Raw genomic sequence first — 12,383 nt, forward strand, 5'->3', positions numbered from 1 at the left:
AAAGGAAACGGTAAATATACTGATTGGGTATAAAATCGGCAAATGCTATCTTGTTGGCCTGTTCGCCCTAACCCAACGGCCTCTATGCGTTATCGGTACCGTGTTCTTGGCTTTTTGTTTTGTTTATCAATCATTACGTATCTCGATCGGGTCTGCATCTCGGTGGTTGGTCCCCGGATGAAGAAGGATCTCGACCTGACCAACGAACAGTTTGGCTACGTCCTGAGCGCGTTTGCGCTGGCCTATGCGCTCTTCGAGGTACCAACCGGGGTACTGGGCGATCGTATTGGCCCGCGACGGGTGCTGACCCGTGTTGTTACGTGGTGGTCGGCGTTCACGGTGCTGACGGGCACGGCGGCTAGTCTGACGTATCTCGTAGTTATCCGGTTTTTGTTTGGTATTGGCGAAGCGGGTGCGTACCCCAACGCGTCGATCGTTATCTCGCGGTGGTTCCCGGCGGTCGAAACGGGTCGGGCGCAGTCGTTTATCTGGGCAGCCGGCCGGATCGGTGGGGCGCTATCGCCCTTGATTGTCGTGCCGGTGGCGGCTGCGTTTGGCTGGCGGGCGTCGTTCTGGGTCATGGGTGGTATCGGGTTGATCTGGGCGCTGGCCTGGTACGGCTGGTTTCGCGATTTCCCACGCGATCAACCCGGCGTAAGCACAGAAGAACGGGACCATATCGAAGCTACCCGCAGCTTCAAAATGCACAGTCATTCGATTCCCTGGCGGGCAATCCTGCGCAACCGGAACATGTGGGCCATTATGCTCATGTTTCATTTCTACATGTACGGCGCGTATTTCTTCACCGGCTGGTTGCCTACGTACCTACAGGATGGCCGGCAGTTCAGCGAAGACCAGATGAAGCTCTTTGCTACCCTACCGTTTATGCTGGGTGCCATCGGGTGCTTTACCGGCGGCTATGCCAGCGACTACATCGCCAGGCGATACGGCCTGAAAACCGGTCGGCGAGCCGTGGGTATTGTAGGCATGGGTATGTCGAGTGTGGTGATGCTGGCTGCGGCTCTGGCGACCAATAACCAGACGGCGGCTTTGTTGCTGGCCTTGGGTATGGCGTTTAAAGACCTGACGTTGCCGGTATCGTTTGCCGTTTGCGTAGACATTGGGCGGAGTAAATCCGGTACGGTATCCGGCGCAATGAACATGGCCGGCCAACTCGGCGCTTTTTTTCTGGGCATTTTGTTCGGAAAAATTGTGGATGCCACCGGCAACTATAACCTGCCGCTGTTTCTGATTGCCTTTCTCCTGCTGTGCAGCAGCCTGCTTTGGTTGGTCATTGATCCGACAAAGGAAATTGTACTGGCTGAGGATACCGACGAAGCAAAGCTAACGACCGTTTGAGGGCTATGCCCCTGCTACGTAACTTGCGCCTTCATGCTCAGAAGACCCATGCTGTTACCGTTTGATTTTACAAAAGACCCGTATCTCGTTCTTGATTTCTCAGCGACTAACCCCGACCTCGCGACGCTGGATCTAACCAACACGGCGGTCTTCAACGACTACGTGTTCGGTAAGCTCCAACAAGCCGGGGCCATAGTTGGCGTGGGTGGCTACAACGAACATCGGGTCATTTACCGACGTAGCGAACACTTCCAGCAGACGGTGGAGCCGCGGGTCGTTCACCTGGGTATCGATTTCTGGGCCGAAGCCGGCACGCCCGTGTTTGCCGTCATGGATGGGGTCGTGCACAGCTTTCAGGACAACGCAAACTTCGGCGACTACGGCCCGACGATTATTCTGGAGCATGAAGTAAATTATCGGCCTCTTTACAGCCTGTACGGCCACCTGAGCCGGTCGTCGCTGAATGGCTTGCTGTGGGGACAGAAAATCAAAGCCGGCGACAAAATCGGCGAAATTGGCCCCTATCCCGAAAACGGCGACTGGCCTCCACACCTGCACTTTCAGCTCATGACTGATATGCTAGGATTGACCGGCGACTTCCCCGGTGTTTGCAGTCTGTCGGAGCGTGCTTACTGGCTACGCATCTGTCCTGATCCGAACCGATTACTGGGCATCGCCGGGCTCTAATCCCAAGCATTGCCTACTTTGCCGGACCAGGTTTGGGAAACACCTGATGCGATGTAGCCCACTGCCGCCATTGGGTTGCCAGTTGCTGCACTTTCTCAGGGTGTTGTGCCGCTACGTCCTGCGTTTCGGCCTTATCGGCGGCTACGTTGAACAAGCGCCAGGTACTGTCGCGGCTGGATGACACCAGTTTCCAGTCGTCCGAACGAACGTAGCGGGCACCAAAATGTTCATTAAACAGGGCCTCGCGTCCGGTCGATACCTTTCCCTGGAACGAAGGTGTCAGGCTGAGGCCAGTGCTTGGGGTAATGGCGTGGCCTTTGTACGTGGTGGGGTACGTAGCGCCGGCCAGTTCAACAAACGTGGACATGAAATCCATTACGTGCCCAACCTGTGGGCTGAAGCTACCTTTCTTTGCCTTGATGCCGTTGGGCCAGAACGCGATCATCGGCGTGTGAATGCCGCCTTCGTACGATTCGGCTTTCCAGTATTGGTACGGTGTGTTGGCTACGTTCGCCCAGCGCTGACCAATGGACGCAAAGGACGTTTGCGGACCCGGCATCACCTGTTTTTTTAAATCATATACAATGGGCCGACCGTCCCGCGTCTGATTTGGTCGGTCGAAGCCAGGGCCGTAAGCCGCGCAGTTTTCCGGGCTGGCCCCATTGTCCGACAGAAAAACGATCAGCGTATTGTCCAGTTGCCCGGTTTCGCGCAGCGTTTTGATTAGTCGGCCAATGCCCTGATCCATCCGGTCGACCATAGCCGCGTGAACCGCCATAGCCCGGGCGTCCCATTCCTTATCCGGATTGTTTTCCCAGGTCAGGTCACCTTGCCAACGTGCCGAGAGTTTGGTTTTGGCGGGATCAATCAGGCCAAGTTTCACCATTTTATCGTAACGGGCTTTCCGAATGGCATCCCAACCAGATTTGTAAGTGTCCTTGTATTTCGCAATGTCCTCGGGCAGGGCCATCAGCGGCCAGTGTGGAGCGGTGTGGGCTACGTACAGAAAAAACGGTGCCGACGATCTGGCAAACGCTTTAATGTAGGCTACGGTTGTGTCACTTATCGCATCAGTGTGGTAGTAATTCTTCGGGACCTGCTTCACAGGCTTCGTCCCACTGACAAGACTAAACGGGTCAAAAAAGTCGACGACACCCCAGATGTTGCCGAAATACCGATCAAACCCCCGACTGGTCGGATACTGATCGATGGGCGAAAAATCGCCGAAATCCTTTTTATGATTCAGCCAGTCCAGTTGATCGGCTGGATCTTTCTGGACAATGGTATTCGATACGTGCCATTTTCCGGTCATGCCCGTCTGGTAGCCCGCCGACTTGAGTACCTCAGCTAACGTAACCGTGTTTTCGGTCAGGTGGCCGCGGTAGCCGGGGGCGTCTTCGGCTTCGGTCATTTTGCCAATCCCGGCCTGCTGGTTATACAGCCCCGTCAGCAGCGACGCCCGGGTGGGGCAGCAGCGTGATGTATTGTAAAACTGCGTGTACCGAATGCCGTTGCTGGCTAAGTAATCGAGGTTGGGCGTTCGAATTTCACCGCCGTAGCAACCCAGGTCCGAAAAGCCCAGGTCGTCGGCCATAATCAGGATAATATTCGGCCGGGGAGCAGTTGCGGTAGCCGGAATGTCTGACGGGTGCTTAGAAGTAAGCAACCCCGCTAGTAGTGCCAGAAAAGGGAATGATAAAACAAAAGCCTTCTTTTTCATGGATCGTCTTGGTAGGTAAACAAGCAGCGGAATGGCGTTTCCTACCCGGCAGGATTTAGGTTTCGTTTATCAGTTCAGGCCTATGAAGTGTTTTCCGGTCAATGGCCAGTTCAACGGAGGCTCATTCCTGAAAACGCAGCAGCAGCACGATGGAGGCCAGCCCCAACCCCAGGCCGACGAACTCACCCATTGACATCTTTTCTTTGAATACGATGAGGCTCAATAAAACGCTGAGCGCAATAACGCCGACCGAGTGCAGGGCACCAATGGTGAACAGTTTGTAGGATCGCATCATGTAAAACCAGCCGAGGGCCGTGCTCCCGTATACGATTCCACCCATCAGCAGGGCCTTCCATCCCGACAGCCCCGGCTGAAGCGACGCTTTTTTGATCAGGTAGTCGGCCAGTAGTGAAATCAGCTCCAGGACAACCAGCAACAGAAGCCATTTGTAACGAATCGCCATACGTTTAAACCGGAATAGAATACCGTTGGAGTAAGCTTAGAAAAGACGCGTTCTCGGCTGATTGAACAGCCAGTAGGGGCTGGTTGAGGCTCATGATATCGGGCGCAATGTCTTCCAGGCGTAACCGGAGATCAGGACGGTAGGAATCAACCTGATCGATAGTGCCGCGGCAATTGGCGGCTCCGCACTTGCACGTGAACGTCTCGAAATGGCCGTAGTAACAATAATAGTCCTCTACGATTTCCTCATCCGGCTCAATATCGCGGAGCGCGATGCTGATGTTATCGTACTCGAGCAAACCCGTTGAGTTGGGCGCACAGGAGTGATTAACGTATTTGCCCTCGTCCCAGGGAACGATGACCCGGTGCTGGTAGTCGAGGTAGCAATAGATGTTGAGCTTCTGCTGTTGAAGCGGATCAAGCGCCTGATGGGTCAGAAGCGGCATCTTCAGGTCAATGTCGTCGATAATCCAGAGGATTTCGCCACGCAGGAAGCGCTTCCTGGCAAAAAGTCCGAGCCCTTTGGGCGTATGCTGAACGTAGGTGTCCGGGTGAATCATGTAGATCTGAGAGGTTTGTAGCGTAAATGTACTTTATGCGGATGCAGACGTATGACGAATGAAGGCGAACGGTCAAGGTTTGCCGGTCAAGGCCGACTGGTAAGTAGGTCAACTGAAGGGCGTCGTTGGTAAATAGCTTGTGCTGCGCTGTCTGAGGTTGTTGCCTGTACGGATACTTCCACACCGATCGAGACGAAAATCAGATTCGGACGGTTGTGGAGGTAAGATGATGACTCGCGTGGCGATACGTAGGAGTGGCCCAGAATTTTGTGTATATTTGATATAATTCCGTTGCCGAAATGACCACTGCCGATCTCTTCACTGCTGACCAAGCAGACCTGCGCGAGCCTACCGACTACCTCAAACGTTATTACGGATACGACCGCTTCCGGCCCATGCAGGAAGACATTGTCCGGTCCATCCTGCGCGGTCGGGATACGCTGGTGCTGATGCCTACCGGAGGAGGGAAGTCTGTCTGTTTCCAGATTCCGGCGCTGATGATGCCGGGCATATGCGTGGTGGTGTCGCCCCTGATTGCGTTGATGAAGGATCAGGTCGAAGCCCTCCACATGAATGGCATTCCGGCGGCTTTTTACAACAGCACCCAGTCAGGGAAGGAGCAGCGTGCGATTGAAGACGATTGTGTAAAGGGTAAAATCAAGCTGCTGTACGTATCGCCCGAGAAAATGCTGACGGAATCGTTCTTCGTTTTTCTTAAGCGCATCAATATCTCCCTGTTCGCCATCGACGAAGCCCACTGTATTTCGTCGTGGGGGCATGATTTCCGGCCGGAATACACGCAACTGCACGTATTGAAGGAACATTTTCCGACCGTACCGACGGTGGCACTGACCGCCACCGCCGATAAACTGACCCGCAACGACATTGCCCAGCGGCTTGGCATGAACGATCCGGCCGTGTTCATTGCGTCGTTCAACCGCCCGAACCTGAGCCTCAAGGTGCTACCCGGAACCAACCGGCTACCGCAGATTATCAAGTTGCTGCAACAGAAACCCGATACGTCCGGTATCATCTACTGCCTGAGCCGGAAGTCGACCGAATCGCTGGCGGCCAAGTTGCAGGAGAAAGGCTTCAAGGCGGCTTTTTACCATGCCAAAATGGACCCGGAGGACCGGGCCAAAACACAGGAGGCTTTCCTGCGCGATGATGTGCGGATCATGTGCGCTACCATTGCGTTTGGGATGGGCATCGATAAATCCAACGTTCGGTGGGTGATTCATTACAACCTGCCTAAAAATATCGAGAGCTTCTACCAGGAAATCGGACGGGCGGGTCGCGACGGGGCCGAAGCGCAGACGGTTCTGTTCTACAGCTTTGCCGACGTAGCAACCTACAAGGATATGCTCTCCGAATCGGCACCGGCCAATCTGGGCTTACAGCTTGCCAAGCTGGAACGCATGCAGCAGTATGCCGATGCGAACACCTGCCGCCGTCAGATTTTGCTCAGCTATTTTTCGGAAGACTTGCCCGAACCGTGCGGTAACTGCGACGTATGCCGCGACCCCCGCGTTACGTTCGACGGTACGATCCTGGCTCAAAAAGCGCTGTCGGCTATTGTCCGGGCGGGCGAGCGCGTACCGATGAACCTGCTGATCGACATTCTGCGCGGCTCACGCAGCCAGGCCGTGTTGCAGGGCGGCTATGACCAGATCAAAACCTACGGTGCCGGGCGTGATCTGCGTTTCGAGGAGTGGCGGAACTACCTTCACCAATTGATCAACGTCGGTGTCATTGAAGTTGCCTACGATCAGCACTATGCGCTGCGGAAAGGTATTCTGGCCGATCAGGTGTTGTTCGGTGGGCGGAAGGTGGATCTGGTACGTCCGGACGATGCACCGAAGCCGGTGGTTGAAAAAGTTAAGACGAAAACCGAAACCCAACGCGACGACCTCTTCGAACGACTCCGCGTGCTGCGTAAAAAACTGGCTGACGAGCAGAACGTACCACCTTACGTTATCTTCACCGACACAACGCTGGAAGATATGGCCCGGCAACGACCCACTACGCCGGACGCCCTGCGGAACGTGAGCGGGGTAGGCGAACGAAAACTGCAACTCTTTGGCAAGCAGTTCCTCGATGAGATCGTTGGGTACGTCCGGGGTAGGGTACAGGTCGGCGAAAAACCCAAAGGATCAACTCAGCTTTTGACGCTCGATCTGTATAACCAGGGAATGACTATTGACGAGATTGCCGCCGAGCGACAACTTACAACTGGCTCAGTAGCCGGGCACCTGGTACAGCTCGCGAAAGCCGGTTATGACATCGACATTGCGTCGTTGGTGAGTCCCTTTGAGCGGACAGAAATTGAGCGCGCTATCGCGGTGGTGGGTATGGAAGAGGGGCGTTTAAAACCTTTGTTCGACTATCTCGGTGGACGTTATGACTATAGTAAACTAACCCTGGTGGCTGGGCTACTTCAACTCTGAAAAATACTATTCAGCAGAGTACCATTGGATAATTCGTAGGACTTTAATTTGGTATGTACCAGATTATCAGGTATATTCGTAAACTGATTAACAACGAGCCCGTTACAACTGACGGGCTTTGTTGTCCTATGTACCACAACAAATACCTCTGTTTTGATCAAAGAAGTAGGTTTTTCCTTGTTAATGGCTACCGTCAAACCGCTAGCCGGGCCAACCAAAATGGTGGCCGACACGGGTCGGATGAACCCCTTGTCAAGTGGATTAAACAGTCCTGCGTTACTGGTCGTGGATTCGTCGAAACGGGTGTTTCCAATCTATTTTTGTGGGGAAGAAGTACCCGTTGATCAGCCGCGTGTGGCCCGTCGATGGGTCCAGACGCTCCGCACCTATGGCGCGCAACCAGAATGTCTGGTTGATCTGCGGAAACGGGCCGCTGATTTCTTTCCAATTATTGATCCGATTCTTCGGAAATACCGGATTCCGCGCGATTTCCGGTTTCTGCCACTGGCCGAGAGTGCGCTGGTCAATGACTGTGTATCGCCAAAAGGCGCATCAGGGTATTGGCAACTTATGCCGGAAACCGCCCGCGAACTGGGACTAAAAGTGAACGGTAAAGTCGATGAGCGGTATGATTTGCAAAAAGCAACCGTAGCCGTTTGCCGGTATTTGCACCAACTCTATGCCACCTTAGGCTCCTGGACGCTGGTAGCTGCGGCCTACAACGGAGGCATTACGCGCATCCAGAACAAGATTGAGCAGCAGGGGCACTCGAACTATTACCGGCTGCGTCTGCACCGCGAAACAAGTCACTACCTCTTCCGGGTGCTCGCCTATAAAGAGTTATTGAGTAACCCACGACAATACGCCTTGCTGCTGTCGCAGAACACGGTGGCTCAGCTAACCAAGCCGCTGCCGAAGTGGAGTAAACCGCTGGCGCTAACGCCTAAAATCAAAGATGCGCCAACGGTACAATTGGTTGATGACGAGCCCACTGACCCAACCTGGGGACCTCGTCCGAATAAATCGCTTACCAAGGCCCCTTCGGATACCCAACAGTGGTTAGCGTCCGTTTCTGATTTCTTCCATCAGAAAAATGCCGGTATTACTGAACAGCATAGCGCGCTGCCTATCACCAAATTAATGGCGATGATGGTACTCCGCTTCCGTCGCCCCCGATTCCTGCAGCTCCGAAAAGGTGAAGGTCACCGCCCGCTGCACTTCTGGGATTGGATATAATCATCCATACTTCTTTAAATCGCACCTTAACTGGCTCTGCGTGTATAGCAGGGTCAGTTAAGGTATTTTTTTGTTAAAAATTTATTAATTTAGGTAACAAGATTGATATAGTGTAACGGTAGACTTGTAAATTCGTCTAACTGAAAGTGCCTACCTGACTTGTGACGTTTAGTTAATGAACTTTTTAGCTTGTTTGTCGATCACAACCGGTTTGGTTGTGTCGAGCAGTTTGCCTGCTACTTCTATCTTTCCATTATTAAATAGATCATATGATAAAACATATACATTAGATAAGACAGAATTAACGACGAGTAATCCTGGCATATCGGCTGCGTTACCGCCGGTTTATTTCTGTGGAGAATCTGTACCCCTGCATGAGGAGCAGGTAGCCCGGCGGCTGATCAGGGCGCTGGTCAGCAACGCCGTTCAGCATCAGGTGCTGTATCAGATCCGGCAACGGGCTGCTAACTTCTTTCCGGTTATAGAGCCTATTTTGGCCCGTCATAACGTCCCCACCGATTTCAAATACCTTCCGCTTGTCGAAAGTGCCTTGCGGGGGTATGCCGTATCGCCGAGCGGGGCCGCTGGTTACTGGCAGTTTATGCCCGCTACGGCCCGCGAGCTGGGGCTCCGAGTAGGGGCAGGTCACGACGAACGGCGGGATCTGATCAAATCGACGGAAGCGGCCTGCCGGTATCTGACTTATCTATACAATCGATTAGGGTCGTGGACACTGGCCGCAGCGGCCTACAACAACGGACTGGGGGCTTTACTCGGTAATATCCGTCGGCAACAGCAGCGTGATTACTACTACCTCCGGCTCAACGCCGAAACGGGGAAGTACCTGTACCGAATCCTGGCTTTCAAAGAATTACTCTCTAATTATCGCTCCTACGAAGGAATTATTCCTGACCGGGTGATGGCCAGTCTGAGTCGCCCGCTGTCGTCCGATAAAGACGCAGGGGCGGATGAGATGTTGATACCAGAAGTTTTTGTGGAAGAGGCCGTCGAACTGGCGGTACGTACAGGGAATCGGGAATCAGCAACGGGCGGGGTATCGTCGGAGATTCCTCTGCCCAACGCGGCCGATGTATTTCGGGGCGGCATCAAGGCCAAACTGGCCGAGTCGGCTGGTTTACAACGTGGTCAGGTCTGGGTTTTTCACCTGACCCGCGACGGTATGACAGACGGTCGCCAGGTCGAAGCGGGTGATATTCTCTATGCTACCGTAGAAGATATTGACCCAAAAACCGACAAAGTGTACCTGCGGGCCGACCGGCTCTATTCGACCAGCAACAAGCAGACGTATAATCTGGCGCTGGCGGCTGTGGACGCATCGACGGGGCGTATTGGTATCCGGGTTCCTGATGTCGAACAGGTTAAGGCCGGTTGGATCTTGACATGGAAAGCATTGTAAGCCTATGTCCGCTGAGGTATTCTGTTGAGTCAGACGTACCGTACAGACTCAACAGAATACCCTCAGCAGACGTAACCTTACCAGACCCAGGCTAAGTTTAAGTGATTGGCAGCTGGTAGTCAGGTCAAACGTACCGTGCAGACCTGACTACCAGCCAATCACTCAACTTATGAACTAAACCCCCGGCATCGGTAGTTGTCAATAGGCTGAAACAACGACAACAGTTTTGAAGGTATCCGTAAAGTCAGCTACGTTACTGCTCGTCGGTCATCTGTTGACCGTTCCGGCCGTAATGGGGCAGAAATCAATACGAAAAACACCGGGTAAACCCGCTCGTAGGGCGGTTGTATTCCAGCCTGCTATCGCTACCGGCAATGGCCGTTTGCACTTTTGCGGGGAATTGGTGCCCACCCAACAGGGCGATGTGTCGGCCAAGCTGGCCTTCGCGCTGGCTGGTAACTCCGGTTACGTTCGTCACCTGAGTGCTCTCAAAGCTCGTTCAGCGCCTTTTTTTGCGGTTATTGAGCCTATTCTAAGCAAGCACCGTATTCCAAACGATTTTAAGTATCTGCCGCTGATTGAAAGCGCCTGGAAAGCCGATGCTGTGTCGGTGGCTGGGGCGGTTGGTTACTGGCAGTTCATGGACGAAACGGCCCGTGATATGGGGCTGTCGATAACACCCGGGAAAGACGAGCGCACGGACCTTCGTAAGTCAACCGAAGCTGCGTGCCGGTACCTACGATTCTTATACCAGAAACTGGGGTCATGGACCCTGGTAGCGGCTGCTTATAACGGGGGCGTGGGCATGGTACAGCGTAAGGTTGTGCGAACCGGACACCGCGACTACTATTCAATGGCCATGAATGAAGAGACCGGCTACTACCTTTACCGCATTCTGGCCATGAAAGAACTTTTCAGTAATCCCATCTACGGTGTAGACCGGCTGGCGGTTTATGATAACCCCTACGAGCAGGAACGGGAACAGGCCCGGCGCATGGGCTGGCTCAACGACAACGAGCCTGAACCGGTAGGTGTACCCATTGAACGTTTGCCCGCAAATCCGCTGGCAATAAATCAAGGGGAGACCGTACTCATGGACAGCGTACTGACCGAACTGTTGAAAGAGAGCCCGAAAGAACCTCTGTTTGTGGGCGATGTAACCGCAAAACTGGTTAAGCCAGGTGCCCTGAAGGTAGGCCAGAGCTGGATGTTCGTGCTGACCGAAAACGTTCAGATCGGCGACGATGAATTAAAAACCGGTGACGCTCTTTACGCCGTTGTGGACGATATTGACCTGAACGGTACCGTATTTCTGCGGGCAACCAAAGCCATTTCGGCTGAAACCAAAACCGTAATTTCGCTGACGTTGCTCGCCATGAATCCGACTACGGGTCTGGCGGGAATCCCCAGGCCGAAAGCCGTAAAAGCCGGTTGGGTAGTGCAGTGGAAAATCAGTTAGTATTAACGCCAGCCCTCCGGCTCGACGATCGGAACCGGGCCAAAAAACTGACGACAATCCCCCTCGGGAATAATAACGCTGCTGATAAAACTCAGCAAGCCTAAGTTCTGCTGAGCATCATATTCCTGCGCCCGGGCTCGTTTGCGGGTGATAGACGTAACGGCAAAGTAGCCGCGAGCCAGATCGGTTGGATCATTGATGTTGACCAGATTACCGGCAATTGGGGCCGGTAGTGGATCAAATATGCTGCCGGTTCGGGTACTTTGCTCCTCATAAGCCTTCCAGAACTGGTAGTTGGCTTGTGTCAGTCCATACTGCTGCACTTCCACCAACTGCGGCCCAACGGTATAAATTGGTAGTTGCAGGACTTCGCGCTTTCGGATTGGGTTGCCGTTGATGGCATCGTCTGAGAAAACATTCAACTGATCACTCGACACCGGCGTCCAGCAGCGGTTGTTGCAACGTGCCGGACTCCCCAGACTGCAGGGAACGCCCGTCGACAGGCGGTTGGTGTACCCGAAGGCCGTCCACCGATAGTAGTTGCGTTCCGTAGCCGGATCGTTTGTTGTTACGTAGTACGCCAGCCGATACGGTGTTGCCATGTTGCTCAACCGACTCACTACCTCGAACGAAATGCTGTCGATCGGCGGAACGGCAGGCATCTGCTCGGGTTTTGATTCGTATGTTTTGCCGTCGTTGAGCCGAACGGTCAGTGAGTAGCTGCGACCAACTTCCCCCCGAAACGTCAGATCGGTGGTTTCGTACACCCCCGTACCTCGATCGCGGAACGTAGTAGTTCGGCCAGCATCGTCGCTGAGCGAAACGACCGCCCGCAAAACCGGGGTGTCGACAGTATTGCTGCCTGTAAAGCCGGTGGTGTACGTCAGCCGGACGGTGTAGGGTGGGGCCTCGTTGGTAATTTGACCATCGACTACCAGACGCGGTTCTTCGTTCCGGATCGGCAGGCTAATCGGGTCGATGCAGGCGCTGAGCCCACTGATCAGCAGCAAGGTAAGGACAACGGAGCGGAGCATCG

10 protein-coding genes are annotated in these 12,383 nt (G+C 53.9%); 6 read left to right on the plus strand and 4 right to left on the minus strand.

What is annotated here, in order from left to right; translation table 11 throughout:
* The first annotated feature begins 84 nt into the window (after positions 1–84).
* Both BN8_RS00100 and BN8_RS00105 read left to right on the plus strand, forming a co-directional pair.
* Positions 85–1,359 (plus strand): MFS transporter, encoded by a 1,275-nt coding sequence (locus BN8_RS00100; protein WP_040005162.1) that lies wholly within the window; start codon positions 85–87, stop codon positions 1,357–1,359.
* Between the two features lie 33 nt (positions 1,360–1,392).
* Entirely contained in the window at positions 1,393–2,046 is a 654-nt protein-coding gene (locus BN8_RS00105; protein WP_009279709.1) for a peptidoglycan DD-metalloendopeptidase family protein, read from the plus strand.
* A 13-nt stretch (positions 2,047–2,059) separates the two neighbouring features.
* On the opposite strand, the gene BN8_RS00110 is transcribed toward BN8_RS00105, so the two are convergent.
* The 3 genes from BN8_RS00110 to BN8_RS00120 form a co-directional block, all read right to left on the minus strand.
* The gene (locus tag BN8_RS00110) at positions 2,060–3,766 is read right to left on the minus strand and encodes an arylsulfatase (RefSeq protein WP_009279710.1); all 1,707 of its coding nucleotides are present in this window, start codon (positions 3,764–3,766) and stop codon (positions 2,060–2,062) included.
* Between the two features lie 121 nt (positions 3,767–3,887).
* Positions 3,888–4,229, minus strand: a complete 342-nt coding sequence (locus BN8_RS00115; RefSeq protein WP_009279711.1) for a hypothetical protein — start codon at positions 4,227–4,229, stop codon at positions 3,888–3,890.
* 4 nt (positions 4,230–4,233) lie between these two features.
* Complete coding sequence (locus BN8_RS00120) at positions 4,234–4,788, minus strand: SET domain-containing protein (RefSeq protein ID WP_009279712.1); 555 nt, start codon at positions 4,786–4,788, stop codon at positions 4,234–4,236.
* A gap of 299 nt (positions 4,789–5,087) precedes the next feature.
* On the opposite strand from BN8_RS00120, the gene recQ reads away from it, so the two are divergent.
* From recQ to BN8_RS00140, 4 genes are all read left to right on the plus strand, one after another.
* Positions 5,088–7,235 carry a DNA helicase RecQ gene (gene recQ, locus BN8_RS00125; RefSeq protein WP_009279713.1) on the plus strand — a complete coding sequence of 716 codons (2,148 nt, stop codon included), beginning with the start codon at positions 5,088–5,090 and terminating at the stop codon, positions 7,233–7,235.
* Positions 7,236–7,418: 183 nt separating this feature from the next.
* Positions 7,419–8,471 (plus strand): lytic transglycosylase domain-containing protein, encoded by a 1,053-nt coding sequence (locus BN8_RS00130; RefSeq protein WP_009279714.1) that lies wholly within the window; start codon positions 7,419–7,421, stop codon positions 8,469–8,471.
* Between the two features lie 175 nt (positions 8,472–8,646).
* The gene (locus BN8_RS00135) at positions 8,647–9,888 is read left to right on the plus strand and encodes a lytic transglycosylase domain-containing protein (protein WP_009279715.1); all 1,242 of its coding nucleotides are present in this window, start codon (positions 8,647–8,649) and stop codon (positions 9,886–9,888) included.
* 226 nt (positions 9,889–10,114) lie between these two features.
* Positions 10,115–11,347 carry a lytic transglycosylase domain-containing protein gene (locus tag BN8_RS00140; protein WP_040005164.1) on the plus strand — a complete coding sequence of 411 codons (1,233 nt, stop codon included), beginning with the start codon at positions 10,115–10,117 and terminating at the stop codon, positions 11,345–11,347.
* 2 nt (positions 11,348–11,349) lie between these two features.
* Here the strand turns inward: BN8_RS00140 and BN8_RS00145 are convergent, their stop codons facing one another.
* Complete coding sequence (locus BN8_RS00145) at positions 11,350–12,381, minus strand: DUF4249 domain-containing protein (RefSeq protein ID WP_009279717.1); 1,032 nt, start codon at positions 12,379–12,381, stop codon at positions 11,350–11,352.
* Positions 12,382–12,383 lie beyond the last annotated feature (2 nt).

It is taken from the genome of Fibrisoma limi BUZ 3 (assembly GCF_000296815.2).
GTDB classification, from domain to species: domain Bacteria; phylum Bacteroidota; class Bacteroidia; order Cytophagales; family Spirosomataceae; genus Fibrisoma; species Fibrisoma limi.